Origin of the sequence: Sphingosinicella sp. (assembly GCF_041916975.1) — a bacterium.
GTDB lineage: Bacteria > Pseudomonadota > Alphaproteobacteria > Sphingomonadales > Sphingomonadaceae > Sphingosinicella.
Map to the genome: position 1 here is coordinate 1,717,215 of NZ_JAYRYK010000001.1, position 20,428 is coordinate 1,737,642.

The 20,428-nt window shown below is 66.2% G+C and carries 22 protein-coding genes and 1 tRNA gene; 12 read left to right on the forward strand and 11 right to left on the reverse strand.

Features of this window, described 5'->3' with window-relative positions; all coding sequences use genetic code 11:
- Positions 1-88 precede the first annotated feature (88 nt).
- On the forward strand, positions 89-793 hold the full coding sequence (locus tag ACE3TJ_RS08020) for a Crp/Fnr family transcriptional regulator (RefSeq protein ID WP_374595588.1): 705 nt from the start codon (positions 89-91) through the stop codon (positions 791-793).
- A gap of 4 nt (positions 794-797) precedes the next feature.
- On the opposite strand, the gene ACE3TJ_RS08025 is transcribed toward ACE3TJ_RS08020, so the two are convergent.
- Together ACE3TJ_RS08025 and ACE3TJ_RS08030 are read right to left on the reverse strand one after the other, a co-directional pair.
- Positions 798-1,427 (reverse strand): hypothetical protein, encoded by a 630-nt coding sequence (locus ACE3TJ_RS08025; RefSeq protein ID WP_374595589.1) that lies wholly within the window; start codon positions 1,425-1,427, stop codon positions 798-800.
- Positions 1,424-2,041 (reverse strand): DUF2238 domain-containing protein, encoded by a 618-nt coding sequence (locus ACE3TJ_RS08030; RefSeq protein WP_374595590.1) that lies wholly within the window; start codon positions 2,039-2,041, stop codon positions 1,424-1,426. Before ACE3TJ_RS08030 ends, ACE3TJ_RS08025 begins: the two co-directional genes overlap by 4 nt.
- Before the next feature lie 109 nt (positions 2,042-2,150).
- Between ACE3TJ_RS08030 and ACE3TJ_RS08035 the strand changes: the two genes are divergently transcribed.
- The 5 genes from ACE3TJ_RS08035 to ACE3TJ_RS08055 all read left to right on the forward strand — a co-directional run bounded on the left by ACE3TJ_RS08035 (position 2,151) and on the right by ACE3TJ_RS08055 (position 8,011).
- Entirely contained in the window at positions 2,151-3,056 is a 906-nt protein-coding gene (locus ACE3TJ_RS08035) for a hypothetical protein (RefSeq protein WP_374595591.1), read from the forward strand.
- Entirely contained in the window at positions 3,056-3,682 is a 627-nt protein-coding gene (locus tag ACE3TJ_RS08040) for a class I SAM-dependent methyltransferase (RefSeq protein WP_374595592.1), read from the forward strand. Before ACE3TJ_RS08035 ends, ACE3TJ_RS08040 begins: the two co-directional genes overlap by 1 nt.
- Positions 3,683-3,721: 39 nt before the next feature.
- Positions 3,722-4,039, forward strand: coding sequence for a polyhydroxyalkanoic acid system family protein (locus tag ACE3TJ_RS08045; RefSeq protein WP_374595593.1), 318 nt, complete (start codon positions 3,722-3,724; stop codon positions 4,037-4,039).
- Positions 4,040-4,119: 80 nt separating this feature from the next.
- Positions 4,120-6,498, forward strand: coding sequence for a TonB-dependent receptor (locus tag ACE3TJ_RS08050; protein ID WP_374595594.1), 2,379 nt, complete (start codon positions 4,120-4,122; stop codon positions 6,496-6,498).
- 73 nt (positions 6,499-6,571) lie between these two features.
- Entirely contained in the window at positions 6,572-8,011 is a 1,440-nt protein-coding gene (locus tag ACE3TJ_RS08055; protein ID WP_374595595.1) for an alkaline phosphatase, read from the forward strand.
- 20 nt (positions 8,012-8,031) lie between these two features.
- On the opposite strand, the gene ACE3TJ_RS08060 is transcribed toward ACE3TJ_RS08055, so the two are convergent.
- Together ACE3TJ_RS08060 and cpdR are read right to left on the reverse strand one after the other, a co-directional pair.
- Positions 8,032-8,106, reverse strand: a tRNA-Val gene (locus ACE3TJ_RS08060).
- A 45-nt stretch (positions 8,107-8,151) separates the two neighbouring features.
- Positions 8,152-8,541, reverse strand: a complete 390-nt coding sequence (gene cpdR, locus ACE3TJ_RS08065) for a cell cycle two-component system response regulator CpdR (RefSeq protein WP_374595596.1) — start codon at positions 8,539-8,541, stop codon at positions 8,152-8,154.
- A gap of 145 nt (positions 8,542-8,686) precedes the next feature.
- Here cpdR and ACE3TJ_RS08070 point away from each other — a divergent pair, with 145 nt between their 5' ends.
- Positions 8,687-9,577, forward strand: coding sequence for an N-formylglutamate amidohydrolase (locus ACE3TJ_RS08070; protein ID WP_374595597.1), 891 nt, complete (start codon positions 8,687-8,689; stop codon positions 9,575-9,577).
- 163 nt (positions 9,578-9,740) lie between these two features.
- Here the strand turns inward: ACE3TJ_RS08070 and ACE3TJ_RS08075 are convergent, their stop codons facing one another.
- Both ACE3TJ_RS08075 and ACE3TJ_RS08080 read right to left on the reverse strand, forming a co-directional pair.
- Positions 9,741-10,295 carry a cytochrome b gene (locus ACE3TJ_RS08075; RefSeq protein ID WP_374595598.1) on the reverse strand — a complete coding sequence of 185 codons (555 nt, stop codon included), beginning with the start codon at positions 10,293-10,295 and terminating at the stop codon, positions 9,741-9,743.
- A gap of 82 nt (positions 10,296-10,377) precedes the next feature.
- A complete protein-coding gene (locus tag ACE3TJ_RS08080; RefSeq protein WP_374595599.1) occupies positions 10,378-11,142 on the reverse strand; it encodes a SapC family protein in 765 nt (254 codons plus the stop codon).
- Between the two features lie 104 nt (positions 11,143-11,246).
- Here ACE3TJ_RS08080 and ACE3TJ_RS08085 point away from each other — a divergent pair, with 104 nt between their 5' ends.
- From ACE3TJ_RS08085 to ACE3TJ_RS08095, 3 genes are all read left to right on the forward strand, one after another.
- The gene (locus ACE3TJ_RS08085) at positions 11,247-12,644 is read left to right on the forward strand and encodes a M17 family metallopeptidase (RefSeq protein WP_374595600.1); all 1,398 of its coding nucleotides are present in this window, start codon (positions 11,247-11,249) and stop codon (positions 12,642-12,644) included.
- A gap of 90 nt (positions 12,645-12,734) precedes the next feature.
- Positions 12,735-13,124 (forward strand): MarR family transcriptional regulator, encoded by a 390-nt coding sequence (locus ACE3TJ_RS08090; protein ID WP_374595601.1) that lies wholly within the window; start codon positions 12,735-12,737, stop codon positions 13,122-13,124.
- Between the two features lie 126 nt (positions 13,125-13,250).
- A complete protein-coding gene (locus ACE3TJ_RS08095; protein WP_374595602.1) occupies positions 13,251-14,096 on the forward strand; it encodes an NlpC/P60 family protein in 846 nt (281 codons plus the stop codon).
- Here the strand turns inward: ACE3TJ_RS08095 and mltG are convergent.
- The 5 genes from mltG to fabD form a co-directional block, all read right to left on the reverse strand.
- Positions 14,091-15,050, reverse strand: a complete 960-nt coding sequence (gene mltG / locus ACE3TJ_RS08100; protein WP_374595603.1) for an endolytic transglycosylase MltG — start codon at positions 15,048-15,050, stop codon at positions 14,091-14,093. The genes ACE3TJ_RS08095 and mltG overlap by 6 nt on opposite strands.
- A 4-nt stretch (positions 15,051-15,054) precedes the next feature.
- Positions 15,055-16,314 carry a beta-ketoacyl-ACP synthase II gene (gene fabF / locus ACE3TJ_RS08105; protein ID WP_374595604.1) on the reverse strand — a complete coding sequence of 420 codons (1,260 nt, stop codon included), beginning with the start codon at positions 16,312-16,314 and terminating at the stop codon, positions 15,055-15,057.
- Between the two features lie 99 nt (positions 16,315-16,413).
- Positions 16,414-16,653, reverse strand: a complete 240-nt coding sequence (locus ACE3TJ_RS08110; RefSeq protein ID WP_121050812.1) for an acyl carrier protein — start codon at positions 16,651-16,653, stop codon at positions 16,414-16,416.
- An 82-nt stretch (positions 16,654-16,735) separates the two neighbouring features.
- Positions 16,736-17,473 (reverse strand): 3-oxoacyl-[acyl-carrier-protein] reductase, encoded by a 738-nt coding sequence (gene fabG / locus ACE3TJ_RS08115; protein ID WP_374595605.1) that lies wholly within the window; start codon positions 17,471-17,473, stop codon positions 16,736-16,738.
- Positions 17,474-17,485: 12 nt separating this feature from the next.
- Positions 17,486-18,424 carry an ACP S-malonyltransferase gene (gene fabD, locus ACE3TJ_RS08120; protein ID WP_374595606.1) on the reverse strand — a complete coding sequence of 313 codons (939 nt, stop codon included), beginning with the start codon at positions 18,422-18,424 and terminating at the stop codon, positions 17,486-17,488.
- 277 nt (positions 18,425-18,701) lie between these two features.
- Here fabD and ACE3TJ_RS08125 point away from each other — a divergent pair, with 277 nt between their 5' ends.
- Together ACE3TJ_RS08125 and rpsF are read left to right on the forward strand one after the other, a co-directional pair.
- Positions 18,702-19,835, forward strand: coding sequence for a tetratricopeptide repeat protein (locus ACE3TJ_RS08125; protein ID WP_374595607.1), 1,134 nt, complete (start codon positions 18,702-18,704; stop codon positions 19,833-19,835).
- 155 nt (positions 19,836-19,990) lie between these two features.
- On the forward strand, positions 19,991-20,428 hold the full coding sequence (rpsF, locus tag ACE3TJ_RS08130; RefSeq protein ID WP_293780472.1) for a 30S ribosomal protein S6: 438 nt from the start codon (positions 19,991-19,993) through the stop codon (positions 20,426-20,428).

Here is a 20,428-nt window from a genome sequence, read left to right on the forward strand (position 1 = left end):
AAGTGTGGAATTATGGGCGAAAATAATGCTAAGGGCGTGAGCGGGAGCGAGCTTTGACCGGAATCAAGTTCGGTGAATGGAGCAGCGGTTGACCAAAGTTTGCGAGGATTGCGTTGTTCGCGACAGGTCGCTTTGCGGCACGCTCGATGACGCCGCGCTGACCGAAATGTCGCGCCTGGGGCGTAGGCGCAAGCTTGCCGCGGGCGAGTCGCTGCAGTTCGAGGGCGACGACAATATCCTCTGCGCGAACGTGCTGGGCGGCGTGCTGAAGCTGAGCTCGCTGACGCCTTCGGGCGACGCGCAAACCGTGGGGCTGCTTTATCCCGCCGACTTCATCGGGCGGCCCTATGCCGACACGGTGGACCACGACATCACCGCGCTGACCGAGGCGGAAGTGTGCATCTTCGCGCGCGCGCCCTTCGAGCGCATGATGGCCGAGAACATACAGCTCGAACGCCAGCTTCTGGAACGCACGCTGAGCGAGCTGGAACGCAGCCGCCGCTGGCTCTTGTTCCTCGGCCGCAAGAGCGCGAGTGCGCGGCTTGCAGGGCTGATCATCGACATCGACCGGCGCATGGCGCAAACCGGCTGCGGCGCCGACCTCGGCATCGGCCAGCTCATCCAGCTGCCGCTCACCCGCACCGAGATGGCGGACGTGCTCGGCCTCACCATAGAGACGGTGAGCCGCGAACTCGGCAAGCTGAAGGACGCGGGCGTGATCGCCACCGAAGGCCGCCGCGGCCTCCGCATCCTGAAGCCGGCCGCGCTCAAGGCCATCATGGACAGCGAATAGGCGTCTATTCGGACGGCTTGCGGTACGTGAGGCGCCCGTCGCCGCGCAGCATCACGAGATCATCGCCTTCGATCAGGAGCGGCTGGTCCTTGAACGGGGGCTGGCCGAGGCTGTTCGGCACGAGGCGGAAGGTGAGGTCGTTGGCGCGGGCGAGATCGACCGGGAACGGCGGCGAGATGAAGCCGAACATGGCGAGGCCGAGCTTCACCGCCGTGATCTTCGTGTCTTCGGGAAGGTTCGGGATATAGCCGTAGGGCTGCGTATAGCCTTCGGTCTCCGTGCCGTCCGCGTATGTCAGCAGCACATCCACGGGCCAGCTCATGCGGCCCCCGCCCGGGCCGGTCACCTGCACGCGCACGGTGAATTCGGGGTTCCGCTCCGCCGAGACCGGTTCGAAGGCGGGCGGGGTCCATGCGGGTTCGGTGGTGAGCAGGATGCGATTACCGTCGCGGACCCAGCGGCCCTCACCCACCTCGTCCAGCGCGCCGTAGGTGAGGCCGTAGCGAAAATGTCCGTCGGCGGTGAGTTCGAGGCCCGAGGCAGCCTCGTGAACGCCTTCGAGGCGATAGACACCCTCTACGCCCGCGAGCGCCGGGGTCGCCGCGAACAACAGCAGGGATGCGAGCCTTCTCATGTCCGTCTCCCGAAAAGGAAATGCGCGGTGAGCGCGACGGCGGCGCCCGCGATCGCGAGCGCGCTGTCCTTGTGCGCATCGAAGACATCGCCCTGCGTGCCGAGATACGCGATGCCGAGATCGGGCGCGACGACGAGCATCGCCGCCCATTCGAGCAGTTCGTAGAACGTCGAGAGCGCCGCGATCCACATCCACGCCGACAGGTGCGTCCACCCCCGACCGGCCTTTGCATAATGCGCCAACGTTTCCCGCATGGGCAGGGCAAGCAATAGCCCGAACAGGAAATGGACGAGCCGGTCGTAAGGGTTGCGGACGGTGCCGCCGATCTCTTTCAGCCAGAAGCCGAAAGGCGCTTCCGAATAGGTGTAGTGCGCGCCGTAGACGTGCGCGGCGAGGAACACGAACACCGCCACGGTCGAAAGCCGCGAGAATCCGACGCGGCGATCGAGCCATACGAAAATCGGCAGACCGGCGAACACCAGCAGGTTTTCAAGCAGCCAGTCATCCCGGTAGCTCGGCGCGACGGCGAGCCAGCCCCACCACAAAGCGGAAACCGCGACCAGCGGGCCGCGGATCGGATCCCGGAAAAATCGGTATTGGGGGCAAGCGTTCATGCCGCGCGCGAATCAAGCCAGATGATTGTAAAAACAAAGCTTGCACGGGAACGTGCAGGGGTCAAAAGCAGAAAAAAGCTGGCATCAGGCCGGCAAGCGTCGGGGTGCCATGTTCGACACGCACGGCCGCATCAAATGCGGCACGATTTCCGTGCCCGATTTCCAGGGTTCGCTCGCCGACTGGACGACTCTTCTCGGCTATGAATGCGTCGAAACGGGCAAGGTGCCGATCGAACTGGCGAACGGCTGGGGCGCCATCAAGACACTCGGCGCGCGCACGGCGCTGCTGGCCCCGCCCGGCGGCGGCGACACCGGATTCGTTCGGCTGATCGAGCAGCCCGCCGTGCTTGCCTATCTGCCGATGCGGACTTACGGCTGGGTCGGCTATGAACTCACCGTGCGCGACGTGCCCTCGCTCCACGACCGGCTGCGCGGCAGCAGCATCCGCATCCTGACGACGCCCGAGCGCACGCCGGACGGCACGGGCTGGACACCGATCGAGGCGACCGGACGCGCGGGTGAAGTGCTGTTCTTCAACGCCGTGACCGACACGCTGCGTGACCTTGAATTCCCGCGCGCGGTCGCCGATGTCGACCGCATCATGGTCGCCATGCTTGCCGCCGCCGACCGCGCCGCCGCCGTGCGCTTTCATGTCGACGCATTGGGGTTTTCGGAAGGCGGCACATTCCGGCTACCCTATCCGATCATCAACACCGCTTTCGGGCTTCCGCCCGAAACGGAGAGCGAGGCGACCGTGATCAGTGTCGGGCGGATGCCGGTGTGCGAGATCGACCAGTTTCCGCCGCAAACGACGGAGCGCAAGCAGCTGCTCGGCTACCTGCCGCCGGGGAACGCCGTGGTGAGCTTCGCGGTGCGTTCGCTCGCCGCGATCCGCGCGCCGCTGATCGCGCCCCCGGAGGCGCTTGGCGGGCCGCTTTATGCCGGGCGGCGCACAGCCTGCACGCGCGGCGCGGCGGGCGAATTGATCGAGCTTATCGAAGTCGGCGGGTTCTGATGGACTCCGAGCCTTCGGTCGTCGAGCGCATCCGCCAGTCCCGACGCCGCATACAGAGCGAATCGGAAGACGCGCTGCGTTTCCTCGGACGCCTGCGCAACGCGCGCATGGTGGGCGCGGTCGCGCCGAGCGGGCCTGCGCTCGCGCGGCGCATCGTTTCGGGCATCGACCCGGCGCGCGGCGCGGTGCTGGAGGTCGGCGCGGGAACGGGCGTATTCACCGCCGCGCTGCTGGCGCGCGGGGTGGCACCCGGCGCGCTCACCGCAGTGGAGGCCGATCCGGTGTTCGCGGCACTGCTGCGGGCGCGGTTCCCGGAGGTCGAGATCATCGAGGGCCGCGCGGAGGACGTGCTCGGCGAAGGCGGCCCGCTTGCCGACCGGCGCTATGCCGATGCCGTCAGCGGCCTGCCGCTCCTCAACTTCCCGCCCGCGCTAAGGCGGCGCATCCTCGAGGCGATCTTCGCGCGGCTCGCCGAGGATGGTGCGCTCTACCAGTTCACTTACGGTCCGCGCGCGCCGCTCGGGCGCGGCAGCCTAGCCGCGCTCGGCCTCGTCGCCGAGCCGGCGGGGCGCGTCTGGCGCAACCTGCCGCCCGCGAGCGTCTACAGGATTCGCCGCGCGGCCTGACTGTCTTGCACGATCAAGACAGTGCGCTAGACTTGCCGCATGGCACAGCCCGTCCGCTTCGACATTCCGCACAGCCTCGGCCGCGATGAGGCCCGCCGCCGCATGGACAAGGGCCTCGGCGATCTCGACCGGGCGATGCCCTTTGCCTCGCGCATCGGCAAGACGTGGCAGGGCGATCGGCTGGTGATCGAGGTGAGGGCGCTGGGACAAGTGACAACCGCGAACCTCGACGTGGCCGAAGACCGCGTAAGCATCGAACTTGCCCTCCCCGGTCTGCTCGGCATGTTCGGCGAGAAGATCGCCGGCGTTTTCCGCAAGCGCACCACCGAACTGTTGGAGGACAAAAGCACGCCCTGAACGGCGGCTGTCGCACATCGCTTGCGAAGCGCCGCGCGGGAAGGCAAGAGGCAAGCGCTTGTTTTCAGGAAAGGTCGCGTATGTCCGGACGTTCGCTGTTGCATGGAAGCTGTGCCGTCGCCGCAATCGCCGTGGCGGCCCTGCCTGCGATGGCCGAGGACGAGGCGGCGAACCCTTCGCTTCCCGAAATCGTCGTCAGCGCGCAACTTCGCCCGCAGCCGATCCAAAACGTGCCGCTCGCCGTCTCGGCGCTGCTTTCGGGCGAGATCGAGGCGCGGGGCATCGACGAACCGCTCGATGCCCTTCGCGGCATTCCGAACACGGTGGCGGCGCATGTGCCGGGCTTTGGGAGCGACAACGACTATGTGATCCGCGGCCGTAGCGGCGTCGCCACGGTGATCGACGGCGTTTACGTCGGGCGCGGCGCGGCCACGAATTACGGCTTCTTCGACATCGACCGCATCGAGCTGCTGCGCGGCCCGCAGGGGCCGCTCTACGGCCGCGACACGAGCGGCGGCGTGCTCCACATCGTGAACCGCACGCCGGGCGACCGGACGAGCGGATACCTCGACGGGGCCTACGGACGCTTCGGCACCTACCAGTTCCGCGCGGGGCTCGACGTGCCGGTCGGCGAGCGTTTCTCGCTCGGCCTTTCGGGATATTGGCGCAAATCGAACGGCTATGTGCGGAACACGACGACGGGCGACCGGCTGAACGAGGACGACGGCTGGGGCGCACGCGCCGCCGCGCACGCGAAGCTCTCGGACACGCTCACGTGGACGGGATCGATCGCGCGCATGGAAAGCAACGCGCTCTACGCGCCCGATTTCGAATGCGATCCCGCCGCGCCCGCTGATTGCAAAGGCCGCTTCGCTTCGAGCGGCTATGCCGAGACAGTGGGCCCGAACCATTTCGGACCGCTCGGCGTGAGCGGGCGCAAGGCGAGCTTCGGCTTCGGCAATTCGGCGAAGACCTATCTCGCGACCTCGCGCATCGCTTGGACGCCGAGCGAGGTCGTCACCTTTGAGGCGATCACCGGCTATGTCGATACCAAGCGGCAGTACGGCATCGACCTGCGCGACGGACGCGACGGGCCTTCGATTGCAGACCCCGTCCCCACCGCGCGCGGCGATGTTTACGGCGGCTACACGATCCTCGGCGACACGCATTTCAAGCAATTCTCGCAGGAGCTGCGCCTTGGCGGCACGCTCGCGGGCGGTTTCGTGAATTACGTGGCGGGCCTCTCTTACGCGGAGGAAGACGGCGATAGCGATCTTGCCGATATCCTCACGCCGACGACGGGCATCGCAAGCCTTCTCGCCGACCGGCGCGTGACGACCGAGACGAAATCGAAGTCCGCCTATGCGCAGGTGGACGTGAACGTCACCGCTGCGCTGACACTGACCGGCGGGCTGCGCTATAGCGACGAGGATTTGCGCTTCGGTCTGACCGACAATCGCGCGGGCTGCGCCGTGCTTCCGGGCGGCTGTCTGGAGGACGCGCTTGTCACCGCAGGCGTCCCCGCGAAGATCAGCGACAGCTTCTGGTCACCGCGCTTCGCGGCCAGCTTCAAGGCGAACGAGAACGCCACGCTCTTCGTATCCGCGACGCGCGGATACCGTTCGGCGGGCTGGAGCGATCGCGGCGCGACCACCGCCACGATCCGTCCCTATGCGGCGGAATCGATCTGGAGCTACGAGGCGGGCCTGAAATCCACGTGGTTCGAGCGGCGGCTCGCCATCGATCTGACCGGTTTTTACGCAGACGGCAGCGACGCGCAGATCGTGGACGGCGGTTTCGATTATGTCGGCACCGCGGGCTTCCGCAACAAGGGCATCGAGCTGGAAGTCGCGGCTGTGCCGCTCACCAATGTCACGGTCCGCGCCGCCGCGGGCTGGCAAGATGCGAAATACAGGGCGGGCAGCGCAGTTCGCGCGCAGCAGGCAGCTTGCGGTGCGGAACTTGCGGCAGGGTTGATCGCCGGCGCGTTTGGGCCGGACAACGCGCCTTCGTGCGGTGTCGGTATCGTCACGGCCGCCGGCGACATCGCCGATCCGATCCGGGCGCCAAAATGGACATTCTCCGCGGGCGCGGCGTGGGACATCTGGCTGCCGCCGGTCTCGGGTTCGATCGTCACGCCTTCGGTGGACTTGACCTATCGTTCAGCGATGGAGACGGGCGCGGCGAATTCATCGCTCTACACGGGCAGCGTCACCGGCTTCAGCACCACCGTATACCCCGCCAATCCCTATGGTGGCGGCTTCATTGCCGGATCGCAGTCCAAATCGCAGCTTCTGGTGAACGCGGGGATCGCGCTGCGCACCGACGACAATTTCTGGCGCGTGAGCGTTGAGTGCGAGAATTGCCTGAATGAAACGACGGTCGATGCATCGGTCGGCAACGTCTCTTGGCTGAACACGCCGCGTGTGTGGATGCTTCGCGCGCGCCGCCAGTTCTGACGAATCGCGCGGCTTGACTTCCCCCTGTCACATATGCGGGACATTTGTTCCCGCGACATCTTGAGGGGATACCATGCGCGCGTTCTTTACCGCTCTGCTGCTTGCCACCGCCACGCCCGCGATCGCCGCGGACATGCCGAAGAACGTGATCGTGATGATCGCCGACGGCTCCGGCCACAACACGCTCGCGGCGACACGTTTCTGGACGGGGCGGCCGCTCACCATGGACACGGGGCCGTGGGTGCGCGCATCGATGGCGACCTACGGCCTGCGGCTGGAACGCAAGGTGCCCGGCGGCGGCGACCCCTATGCGCAGGATCTGGACGCGGTCTACGATCCTGCAAAGGCCTGGGACACGCGGCCCGTGAAGGGCATGGCGAAGGCGGGCAGCAAATATCCCGCGCTGTTCGCGGGCTACCAATGGCACCGCCGCGTCGCGCCCGACAGCGCGAACACCATGTCCGCGATGATGACGGGCGTGCGGACCTTCGACGGCGCGATCGATGTGGACGGCGCGGAAAAGCCCGTGCAGTCGATCGCCGAGGCCGCGAAGGCGGCGGGCAAGATGACCGGCAGCATCACGAGCGTGCCGTTCAACCACGCGACGCCCGCGGCAGGCGGCGGTGCGCACAATCCCGACCGAGACGACTATCACGGCATCGCGCGCGAGATGTTCGCGGGGCCGCTCGACGTGATCGGCGGCGGCGGCAACCCGGACTATGACCAGGACGGCAAGCCGATCACGGACGAGCACGCGGAAGTGCGCTTCAAATGGATACCGCCCGAACTCTGGGCGAAACTGAAAGAGCCGAATTCGCGCTGGAACCTCGTCGAGACCGCGGGCGACATCCGCGATCTTGCCGACGGCAAGGCGACCTCGGCAAAGCCGCTTGCGATGATTGCTGCGGTGAACCCGACGCTGCAGGCACAGCGCAGCTATCCGGCGAACGTCGCGCGGGGCACGGCGGACCCGGGCGCGGTGCCCTTCACGCCCGGCATGGCGAAGCTCGACGAGATGGCGATCGCAGCGCTGAAGCACGTCGGCACGGACCCCGACGGCTTCTTCATGATGATCGAGGGCGGCGCGGTCGACTGGGCGATGCACGCGAATGATTTCCCGCGCATGATCGAGGAATATATGGCGTTCGACGACGCCGTACGCGCGGTCGTGGCATGGATCGAGAGCCCGGAAAGCGCCGCGAGCTGGGACGACACGCTCCTCGTCGTCACCGCCGATCACGACCATCTCCTGTACGGCCCCAATCTCGACGAGCCGTTCCAGCGCGTGACCAACAACGGCGCGGGCAAGCTGCCCGGCTATTCCTGGGCGTGGAGCTCGCACTCCAACCACCTCGTTCCCTTCTTCGCGCGCGGCAAGGGCGCGGAACTGCTCAAGGCCGAAGCCGACCAGATCGACGCATATACCGACAGGCAGGGCCGCAAGTTCGGCTACGGCCGCTACCTCACGCAGCCGGAACTCGGCGCGTTTCTGCTGAAGACGCAGGAGAAGTAAGGGGTATCGAGGGGGGAGAATGGTGGGCGCGGCAAGGATTGAACTTGCGACCCCTGCGATGTCAACACAGTGCTCTACCACTGAGCTACGCGCCCACGCGGCGTGCCTTCTAGGCGAGCGCCGGGCGCGGCGCAAGCCGCTTATTCGCCTTCAAAGATGCGGTCGATTTCGGCGACGAGATCGCGCAGGTGGAACGGCTTCGAGAGCACCTTGGCGTCGCTCGGCGCGCCGGAGCCGCGGCTGAGCGCAACGGCGGCGAAGCCGGTGATGAACATGACGCGCATCGAGGGCGCGAGCTGCGCGGCGCGCTGGGCGAGTTCGATGCCGTCCATTTCCGGCATGACGATGTCGGTGAGCAGCAGCCCGAAGCTGCCCGTGGCGATGTGCGGCAGCGCCGCCGTGCCACGATCGACCGCAACGACTTCATAGCCCGCGCGGGTAATCGCGCGTTCCAGGAAAAGACGCATCGAGTCGTCGTCTTCCGCGAGCAGGATGCGGCCAGTGATGCGGCCTTCGGGTTGTGTCGTCATGGTCTTATCCGCCGCTTCTTACGGCTGAGGACTTAACATTTCCTGTTGTGGGCTTGCCAGCCCGAAACCTGCGGCGGCCCCTCTTTTGCTTTCGTTTCGCCGGGGTTAGGCTGGCGCCGATGCCGCACCCTGCAGACCATCGCCGTTGAGCGCCGAGCCCTCCGTCTCCGCGCTGACACCCGGGCACTTCGTTTCGGGCCCGCGCGGCATCCCCGCGCCGCTGGTGCTCGCATCGCCGCATAGCGGCCGCGCGCTGCCGCCGGGGTTCCTTGCCGCCGCCGCGCTCGACCTGGATGGGCTGCGGCGCGCCGAGGATGCCTATGTGGATGAACTGCTCGCCCCCGCAGCCGAATCGGGCGCGCCGTTGATCACCGCACGCTGGGCCCGCGCCTATATCGATCTTAATCGCGACCCGCTGGAAATCGACCTTTCGATGCTGAGCGACCCGGCGGCTGCGGGCGCGGTGAAGACCACCGATCGCGTCCGTTCCGGCCTCGGCGTGCTGCCGCGGCTGACCGGGCCGGGGCTTCACATCTACCGCGACCGGATCACCAGCGCAGCGGCGCTGCAACGCATCGCAGCGGTGCACGCGCCCTATCACCAGCGGCTTGGATCGCTGATCGAGGATGCCGCCGCCTGCCACGGCTACGCGCTGCTCATCGACGGCCACTCGATGCCGCCGCTCTCGCTTCCCGCGCGGCAGCGGCCCGAGATCGTGATCGGCGACGCGGGCGGCACATCCGCGCCCGAATCGGTTGTACGCTATGTGGAAGCCCACTTCCGCCGGGCAGGCCTGCGCGTCGCGCGCAACACGCCCTACGCGGGCGGGTACACCACGCGTTTCCACGCGGCGCCTGCGCGGAGTCGATTCGCGATCCAGATCGAGATCGACCGCACGCTCTACATGGATCCGGACACGCTGGAACGGCACGCCGGCTTCAATGAGGTCGCGGAAACGCTGAAAAACCTGGTGACGGAGCTTCTGCGCTGGCTTCCGCAAATGTTCGGAAGACCGCAGGCCATCGCGGCGGAATAAAGCTGTCTGAAAGAAAAAAGGTCACTTCGACAATGTCGAAGTGACCAGGGTTCAGGGAGGACGTGGCACCATCCTCGTCAGATGATGCTACGCGGGCGTGCCGCGCAAAAGGGGGGGAACGCAGCGCCGCCTGAAACCAAGATGGGCCGGAATTGTTAAGTTTTCAAGCGTCTGCCCGATTTTTTCGCAAAAAAGGCAACATTCTCGCCAGAACGTCGTCGCGATCGAGGAAATGGTGCTTCAAAGCGCCGAGAACGTGCAGGACGACGAGCACCAGCGCCAGGAACGCGGCGGGGCCATGCAGGGCATGGAAGAAACCGCGGCCTGCTTTCCCCAGCGGCGAATCGGGAAGCGGAACGAGATCGAACCAGATCAGCGGCCGCTCGGGGCTCGCGGCGAACGCCCAGCCGCTGAGCGGTATCGCGAGCAGCAACACATAGAAGCCGATGTGCGTGAGGCGGGCGAGAAAGATCTCCCACCCCTTCATGTGCGCGGGCAGCACGAGGAAGCCCGCCTTCAGCCGCAGCACGAGCCGCCACAGGGTGAGCGCGAGCACCGTGATGCCGATCGACTTGTGAATGCCCATGACGGCGCCGCGCTCGGCATCCGGGAGCCCTTCGGCGTAGACCGCGCCGACGATATTGCCGAGAACGAGAACGGCGATCAGCCAATGAAGCGTGATCGCCGTCCGTGAATAGCTGCTGTGAACCGTCGCCATGAGACCCCTTCCCGCGATTGCCCTGCACGTACGGGGAGTCTAAGCGGAATCCCCTGCGGTGCAAGACAGAGCGGGACGGCGTTCAGGCTTCCGTTTTTTCCGCTGCGTTCTTCGCCGCGCCCTGCGAGAACAGGTCGGTGACGTAGGACAGCGAGAAGAGGTGCGCATACATCAGCGGCAACATGCCGTTCTGGATGAGCTTGCGCGCCTGATCGCCGCGCAGGTCGCGAATCTTGTCCTGCGAGATCATCTTGAAGCCGCGGTAGATCGCCGGCTGCGCCATGCCATCCATCTGGATGGACACCTCGCCGTCCATCAGGAACTCGCCCTTTTCGAGCTCCTGCACGAACGCCTGCGTCTTGCGCATCGAGTTTTCGAACTGCTCGCAGAATTCGAGCACGTTCTTCACGACATCGGTCGCCTCGCCATCCTTGAACAGCGCATCGCCTTCGTCGGCGCCGAGATCCTCGGAGGTCTCGTCGAAGCACAGCGTCAGTTCCTCGGACTGCGGATTGATCCGCGCGAGGAGGAACGGATAGCGGCGCACATAGGCAGGCACATAGGTGCCGGCGCGCCAGTTGCCCGCTTCGTCGACGAACAGGTTCTGGCCTTCGCTGAGCGAGGTGAGCGCAAGCGGCACGGGCGTCTGGCCAGCCGCGAACACGATCGGGTAGTGGCGCTGCACGAGGTGGAACTCGTCGACCGTGATCGGGATCGCGTGCAGCCCGCGCGCGAACGGCGCACCCGTACGGGACTTCAGCCCGAGCGCCTGATGCACCGTCGAGGAGAGCGGCGCGAGCGCGTTGTAGAGCGGCGGCAACTGGGCGGCTTGCGGATTGGTGGCCATTGTGTTCCTTCAGGCGCAGGTACGGAGTTTAAATTTGGCCGACCGTTTAGGCGGTCTGCCGCTTCGCGGCAAGCGAAGAGCAGGAACGGAAAAGCGCGAACACGATGGAATCTGCCAGCCTTATCGAACATGACGCGGGACAGGACGCCCGCGAGATCGCGCTTGTCGATCCCGCCGGCTTCGAAGCGTGGCGGGACGCGCTGCCGGCGCGCGCGCGCGCCGCAGTGGAAGCCGCGCAGTTCAAGGGCGCAGCCGGTACGCGGGTGATCCTTCCGGGGAGCGAGGCGGAAAGCTGGAGCGCCGCCTTCGGCGCCCCTGCGGCGCTCGGACCGTGGGATCTTGCCGGTGCCGTGAAAGCCCTGCCCGCCGGGCGCTACAGGCTCGCGGGCCGTGAGGCGGGCGCGGCGGCGCTCGGCTGGATGCTCGCGCACTATACGTTCACGCGCTACCTTTCCGAACCCAAGCCCCTCGAGCCGCGTACGCTGCTGGTCCCGAAATCGATCGACATCGCGGCGCTCGCGCGGCTTGCGGACGCGCAGGTTCTGATCCGCGATCTCGTCAACACGCCTGCCGAGGACATGGGGCCCGAGGCGCTGGAGGCGGCCGCGCGCGATGTCGCGCGTCACCACGGCGCCGAGGTGAAGGTCACCATCGGCGACGATCTGCTGGCAGCGAACTTCCCAACGATCCACGCCGTGGGTCGCGCGGCCGGCGCCGGCCGCGAGCCTCGGCTGATCGACATGAGCTGGGGCCGCAAGGGCGACCCGAAGCTGACACTCATCGGCAAGGGCGTGTGCTTCGATTCGGGCGGGCTCGACATCAAGAGCGCGGGCAACATGCTGCTGATGAAGAAGGATATGGGCGGCGCGGCGCACGCGCTCGCACTCGCGGGGCTGGTGATGGGCGCGAAGCTGCGCGTGCGGCTGCGGCTCCTCATCCCGGCGGTCGAGAACGCCATAGACGGCGGCGCGTTCCGGCCGGGCGACATCATCAAGACGCGCAAGGGCCTCTCGGTCGAGATCGGCAACACCGATGCCGAAGGGCGGCTCGTGCTCTGCGACGCGCTCGCGCTCGCGGGGGAGGACAGCCCCGAGATGATCCTCGATTTCGCGACGCTGACCGGCGCGGCGCGCGTGGCGCTCGGCCCCGATCTCCCTGCGCTCTTCGCAAACGATGAGGCCCTTGCCGAGGGACTCCTCGAAGGTGCCGGGGCGAGCGGCGACCCGCTGTGGCGGATGCCGCTGTGGAAACCCTATGCGGAGATGCTGAAGTCCGACGTGGCGGACATCAACAACAGCGCTTCGGGCGCATTCGCCGGGGCGATCACCGCCGCGCTCTACCTCGAAAAATTCGTCGATCCGAAAACGCCCTGGGCGCATCTTGATACGTTCGCGTGGATGCCAGCGGCGAAACCGGGCCGCCCGAAAGGCGGAGAAGCGCTGGGTCTACGGGCGTTTTGGGCGTATATTGAGAAACGTTACGGCAATCATCGCGCCGAATGAACGCTTCAACGGGTTAACCTAAATTATCAACACATCATTAACTCCCGTTAAAATATGGTGACCCGAAACGACATAACGGGTGAAACAGCCATGTCCCTTTCAGGCCTAGACGACCGGATCGATGCGCTCCTCAGCCCCTGGATGCAGACGGTCATTGCCTACGTGCAATCGAACCGTCCGGATCTTACCAACCGGCAGATGGCGCTGCTGCTGCTCGTCTACCTGACACCGGGACCGCACACGGTGCGCGGTCTTGCGGCCAAGCTCAGGGTTTCGAAACCCGTTATTACGCGGGCACTCAACACGCTCGGCGCCTTCGGCTATATCCGCCGCCAGAAGGACGAGAGTGACCTGCGCAACATCTTCGTCGAGCGGACGGCGCAGGGCCACGAATTCCTCGAAACCTTCGCAGGAATGATCGAGACGACGCAGGGCCATGCCAACCGCAACACCGCACGTGAGGATCGCGCCTATCTCTAGAAGCAGCCGTCATTCCGGTGATGCCGGGCTGCAAACGGCGACTTTCTCCGCTTCCGGTGCTCACGTACTGATGTACGCTGCGCGCCGGTTCTCGAAATCCACCATTTTCGCCGCGGCCTGACCGGAATGACGGCTGCTTCTCCATATCCGGACCCGCGCATCCATGCGTGGCGGGACGATCTTGCCGATGCCGCGCTGGAGGGTGTTGTCGATGTGCCGCGCTTCGCAGCGCCCGTTCGCCATCGGCTGACTGCGCCGCAGGCCCCCATCCGCAAGGCGCCGGAGGCGGATGCCGTCGCGGTGAGCGAGTTGCTTTCGGGCGAGGCGTTCGACGTTCTCGACGTGTCGGGCGGCGTCGCATGGGGCTACAGCGTTCACGACCATTATGTCGGCTATGTCGATGCCGCGCTTCTCGCCGAAACCGCTGAGGTCCAGACACACCGGATCGCCGCGCCGACCGCGCTCGTTTTCGCGAAGCCCGACATCAAGTCCACGGTTATCAGCGCGCTGCCGATGGGGGCGCTGACCCGCGCTGCGGCGCATGACGAGAAATTCGTGTCCGCCGCCGGGGGCTATGTTCACAGGCGCCACATCGCCGTGATCGAAGACTATGCCGCCGACCCGGTCGCGGTCGCCGAACTGTTTCTCGGCACGCCCTACAAATGGGGCGGACGCACGCGCGGCGGGCTCGACTGTTCGGGGCTGGTACAGGTCGCGCTCGGCGCCTGCGGCATCGGCTGCCCGCGCGACAGCGACATTCAGGCCGCGCTTGGGCGGGAAGTCGAGGATCGGCGCTATCGGCGCGGCGACCTCGTGTTCTTCCCCGGCCATGTCGGTTTCATGTTCGACGAGACGCGGCTGCTCCACGCCAACGCCTTCTTCATGTCCACGGTGATCGAGCCGCTCGACGACGTGGTGGGCCGCCTGCTGCCGCAGTACGACGCGCCGGTGACGGCGGTGCGGAGGCTATAGCTCGCCGCGTTCCCGACGGATCGCGCGCCACTTCACGACATTGGCATTGTGCTCGGCAAGCGTGCGCGCAAACACGTGGCCGCCGGTGCCGTCCGCCACGAAATAGAGCGCGTCGGTGGTTTCGGGATCGAGCACGGCTTCGATCGACGCGCGCCCCGGATTGGCGATCGGCCCCGTCGGAAGTCCCGCCTTCGCATAGGTGTTGTAGCCGTTGTCAGCACGCAGTTCGGACTGGCGGATGCGGCGGCCGAGCGGCTTGCCCTTCGTGATCGGGTAGATGACCGTGGGATCGGCCTGCAGCATCATGCCGATACGCAGCCGGTTCGAATAGACGCCCGCGATCGTACGGCGTTCCTCCGCCTTCGCGGTTTCCTTCTCGACGATGGCGGCGAGGTTCACGGCTTCCTCGGGCGTCTTGACGACTGACGAGGATTTGCGCGCCGGCCAAAGCTCGGCGAGCGTCTTCGCCATCGCGTCCTGCATTCGCCTCAGCACGGCGGCGCGCGGCTCGCCACGTTCGAAGCTGTATCCGCCGGGCAGCACCGAGCCTTCCGCCGGAACCTCCACATCGCCGGTGAGCAGGTCTTCGGCCATCAGTTTTTCATGGACGAAGATCGACGGCAGGCCTTCGGGCACGACGATGAGCCGCTGGAGCGGCTCGCCATGCTGGAGAATACGCAGGATCGCCGCCGCGCTGCTGCCCGCCGGGATACGGAACTCGCCCGCCTTGACCGGCGCACCGGAGCCGAGAACGCGCGCCATCAGCCGGAACGCGTCCGACGAACGGATCGCGCCTGCCTTTTCGAGCTGAACGGCTGTGGCGGCGAGCGACGCTCCGCGCGGCACGATGATGTCCGCGTCCTTCGCGAGCGGACCGCTGGCGGTCCACTGGAAAGCAAGCACGGCAGCAGCCGCCAGCGCCGCGATGACGATGGCGACCAGCAGCTTTTTCATACGGTCAGAGTGCCTTGACGATCAGCGAGGCGTTGGTGCCGCCGAAACCGAAGCTGTTGTTGAGCGCGGCCTTGATCTTGCGCTCGCGCGCGACGAGCGGGACGAGATCGACACCCGCGCAGCCGTCGCTCGGGTTTTCGAGGTTGATCGTCGGCGGCGCGATCTGGTCGCGGATGGCGAGCAGACAGAAGATCGTCTCGACCGCGCCGGCGCCGCCGAGCAGGTGCCCGATCGCGCTCTTGGTCGAGGACATCGACACCGTATCCATCGCGCTGCCGAACAGGCGGCGAACCGCACCGAGTTCGATCTCGTCGCCGAGCGGCGTCGAGGTGCCGTGGGCGTTGATGTAATCGATGTCGGCGGGGTTCATGCCCGCCTTCTTCAGCGCCATCTGCATCGAGCGGAATCCGCCGAAGCCTTCCGGGTGCGGGGCGGTGACGTGGTAGGCGTCGCCGGTAAGGCCATAGCCGACGACCTCGCCATAGATCATTGCGCCGCGCTTCTTCGCGTGCTCATACTCCTCGAGCACAACGACGCCCGCGCCTTCGCCCATGACGAAACCGTCGCGGTCCTTGTCGTAGGGGCGGCTGGCACGTTCCGGCTGGTCGTTGAAGGCTGTGGAGAGAGCGCGCGCCTGTGCGAAACCAGCGATGCCGAGCGGACAGATCGCGCTTTCGGCGCCGCCCGCGAGCATGATGTCCGCATCATCGAGCGCGATCATGCGCGCGGCGTCGCCGATCGAATGCGCGCCCGTGGAGCAGGCGGTGACGACGGCGTGGTTCGGACCCATCAGGCCGTACTTGATCGAGACCTGACCCGACACGAGGTTGATGAGGCGGCCGTGCACGAAGTGCGGGCTGACGCGGCGCGGGCCCTTTTCATGGAGCACGATCGATTCGGATTCGATGCCCGGCAGACCCCCGATGCCCGAGCCGATCGAGCAGCCTGCACGCAGCTTCTGCTCATCGGTGAGGTTGGCGAGGCCCGCGTCCTCGATTGCCTGGCCGGCGGCATCGATGCCGAACTGGATGAACAGGTCGACCTGGCGCTGGACCTTGTGATCGACGCGCTTCGAGACGTCCCAGCCGTCCTCGCGGCCGTCCATCTTCACCTCGCACGCGATGGTGCAGGCCTGATCCGACGGGTCGAACCGGGTGATGCGCGCAGCGCCCGACTTCGAGGCAAGGATATTGCGCCAGCTGGATTCAACGTCCCCGCCAAGCGGTGTGACAAGACCCAGTCCGGTGACGACGACGCGGCGCATTCGGTTCTCCCGTGTCCTGATAACAAGCGAGCGGCCCTCCGGCTTTTCCGGGGAGCCGCTCGCGATTCCGTGCCGTTTGGTCCGGCAAGCGTCCCCGTGTCAGGCGGCGCTGTTTTCCTCGATGTAGCCGATCGCGTCCTTCACGGTGAGGATCTTCTCGGCGGCATCGTCAGGGATCTCGACGCCGAACTCTTCCTCGAACGCCATCACCAGCTCGACCGTGTCGAGGCTGTCCGCGCCGAGATCGTCGATGAAGCTCGCGTCCTCGGTCACCTTGTCCGGCTCGACGCCGAGGTGTTCGACGACGATCTTCTTCACGCGTTCTGCGACATCGCTCATATAATGGTCCCCTCAGAAGAACAGGATTACGTTTGATTTGGCAGTAGCCGGGTGGCCGTGGCCTTGCAAGTCCCCGTGTAGCTCAGATCATCGCCATTCCGCCATTCACATGAAGTGTCTGGCCGGTCACATAGCCCGCTTCACGGCTGGCGAGATAAACGACGGCGCCCGCCACATCCCCGCCTTCGCCGAGGCGACCGGCCGGAATCCGGCCCGTGAGCGCCTCTTTCTGGGCATCGGGGAGCGCATCCGTCATCGCCGATTTGATGAAGCCGGGCGCGACGCAGTTCACGGTGATGTTGCGGCTGGCGACTTCCTGAGCAAGCGCTTTCGACATGCCGACAAGGCCCGCCTTCGACGCGGCGTAGTTCATCTGCCCGGGGTTGCCGGTCGCCCCGACCACCGACGTGATCGAGATGATGCGCCCGAAACGCGCCTTCATCATGGGCTTCAATGCCGCGCGCGACAGGCGGAAGGCGGCTTCGAGGTTGATGCGGATCACGTCCGACCATTCCTCGTCCTTCATGCGCATCGCAAGATTGTCGCGCGTGACACCCGCGTTGTTGACGAGGATATCGATGCCGCCCATCGCCTCGACCGCCTGCCCGACGAGCGCATCAACCGCCGCGCTATCGGAAAGATTGCAGGGGAGGATGTGCGTCGTGCCGCCGATTTCGGCCGCGACCGCCTTCAAGGCCTCCTCGCGGGTGCCCGAAAGCGCAACCGTCGCACCCTGCTCGCCAAGCGCCTTCGCGATCGCCGAGCCGATGCCGCCGCTCGCGCCCGTGACGAGCGCCTTCATGCCGGTGAGATCGAACATGCCTTGCCTCCCCTAGAGTGTCTTCGCCGCCGCTTCGATGTCGTCCATCGAAACGAGGCTCTGCGTTGCCGCGTCGGGCGTGATGCGCTTTATCATCGGACCGAGCACCTTGCCGCCGAACTCGACGAAGCTGTCGACCCCGAGCCCGGTCATGGCAATCACGCTTTCGCGCCAGCGCACAGTACCGGTGACCTGCTCCACCAGAAGACGGCGGATTTCGGCGGGATCGGTGACGGGCGCCGCGGTGACGTTGGCGACGACGGGCACGAAGGGCGCCGCAATGTTCGCGCCTGCCAGCGCTTCCGCCATCTTTTCGGCAGCGGGTGCCATCAGCGAACAGTGGAACGGCGCGGACACCGGCAGCAACATGCCGCGCTTTGCGCCGAGCCCCTTGGCGATCTCGATGGCGCGCTCGACAGCGGCCTTGTGGCCCGAAATGACGACCTGCCCCGGCGCATTGTCGTTCGCAGCCTGGCAGACTTCACCCTGAGCGCCTTCCGCGGCCGCCTTCACGGCAGCGTCGAAGTCGAGACCGAGCAGCGCGGCCATCGCGCCCTCGCCCACCGGCACCGCCGCCTGCATCGCCTGCCCGCGCAGCTTCAGGAGCCGCGCCGTCTCGGCAAGCCCAAGGCTGCCGGCCGCGCACAGCGCCGTGTATTCGCCAAGGCTGTGACCCGCCACGTAGGCGGCCTTGTCCGCAAGCAGCAGCCCGCCTTCCTTCTCGAGCACGCGAAGCGCTGCGATGGCGTTCGCCATGATCGCGGGCTGGGCGTTCTCGGTGAGCGTGAGATCGGCCTCGGGGCCTTCGAACATCAGCTTCGAGAGGTTCTGCCCGAGTGCCTCGTCGACCTCCTGAAACACCTCGCGCGCAGCCGCGCTCGCAAGGCTGAGCGCCTGCCCCATGCCGACCGACTGGCTGCCCTGCCCCGGAAAAATGAATGCGCGTGCCATAGGGGCCGCCCCTTCTTCGTTGGTTACGATGCCTGCGGCAGGCGCTTAGTGATGTCCGTGCGCACGCGCAAGCGACAGAGGAATGTTGCGATTCGGCTCCGAATCGTTAAGGTTCGCGCGGTTTTCATTCACCGTGATGAATGGCCCGTTCAGATGCAGGCCATCATTGCCGTGTAATAAAGCATGGTCAAAGGCTTGGAGCGGAGGGCCCTCTTCAGGCGTTAATGGTGCCTTGATTCGGCACGCTGGACCCGAAACTGGGAGTGGAAGGATTACGATGACGTTTGTTTCCCGCTTGACGATGGCTGCCGCGTTGGCGCTCGCGGTTCCCGCAGCCCTTTCGGCCCCCGCCGTGGCACAGGCGCTCTCACCGAGCGTCGGCAAACCGCTGCAGGAAGCCTCGAACCTCGCGAAAGCCGGCAACCTCGCCGCCGCAACGGCGCGCGTGAACGCCGCCCGCAGCGCCGCGAGCACGGCGACCGAACGCCGCAAGGTCGCCGAAATGGCCGCCTTCGTGCACACCAAGGGTGGCCGCTGGGCCGCCGCCGCGCAGGAACTGGAGGGCATCGGGGCGCCCGCCTCGCAGCTGGCGCCGCTTTATTATCGCGCCGGCCAGCTCGACAAGGCTATCGCGCTCGGCAAGAAGACCGGCGGCGTGCAGGGCCAGACGATCGTCGCCCAATCCTACTTCCGTCAGGGCAACTTCAAGGGCGCTGCAGGCGTTTACCAGAACCTCATCAAGCAGCACGGCGCGCGCGAGGGCTGGCTGCAGAGCCTCGCCAACGCGCAGTACAAGATGGACGACAAGAAGGGCTACCTCGCCACGACCGAGCGGCTCATCAAGATCGATCCGTCGCCCGCGCGCTGGCGTGCGCTCCTCGTCGACATGAAGAACGGGCAGATGCCCCGCGAAGCGAAGCTCGCACTCTTCGAGCTGATGGAGCAGACGGGCAACATCACGAAACCTGAAGATTATCAGGAATATGCGAAGCTCGCGATCGTCGCGAACCAGCCTGCCGTCGCCAAGCGTGCGCTTGAAGCCGGCATGAAGTCGGGCGCGGTGGCCTCGACCGACACGATGAACGTCAAGCTGCTCGAAGCGGCTTCCAAGCGGGCCGCGGCTGCTGCGGCCGGCGCTTCGAAGCTGCCGAAGAATGCAGCGGGCCAGCTCCAGGCCGCGAACATCGCGTTCGGTGCCGGCGATTATGCCAAGGCCTCGTCGCTTTACAGCGCTGCCGCGAAAGCGGGCGGCGCCACGGCGGACCAGGCGAAGGTGCTGGGCGGCATCAGCCAGCTGCGTGCGGGCAACCGCTCGGCGGCAGCGGCGACGTTCAAGAGCGTTCCCGAGGCAAGCGGCTTCAACGGCGTCGCGGCGCTCTGGGCGCTCTACGCATCGACCAGCGCAGCTTAAGCTGCACTTGCCTTTCCGGCGCTTTTGCGCCATAGGGCCGTCACCAGCGGCGGGGAGCCCAGCTTCCCGCCGCTTGTTTTTGTATCCCGTAGCCAGCCGGAGGGGCGGCGGATTGCCCGTCGTCAGCGATCGGTATTTGAGGAGAAGATAGGACCATGCCCTCTTACGAGCATGTTTTCCTGGCGCGCCAGGACCTGTCCACCGCGCAGGTGGATAGCCTTGCCGAAACGTTCACGAAGATCATCGAGGACGGTGCGGGCAAGGTTGCAAAGACCGAATACTGGGGCCTGAAGAGCCTCGCCTACCGCATCAAGAAGAATCGCAAGGCGCACTACGTGCTGCTCAACATCGAGGCCCCGGCCCCGGCGGTGCACGAGCTGGAGCGCAACATCGCGATCAACGAAGATGTGATCCGCTACCAGACGATCCGCGTCGACGAGCTTGAAAAAGAGCCTTCGGCGATGATGCGCAAGAGCGATCGTGGCGACCGCGACTCGCGTGGACCGCGCGGTGATCGTGGGGATCGCGGCGACCGAGGAGATCGCGGTGGCGATCGTGACCGCGGCCCGCGCCGCGAGCGTGAAGGAGAATAA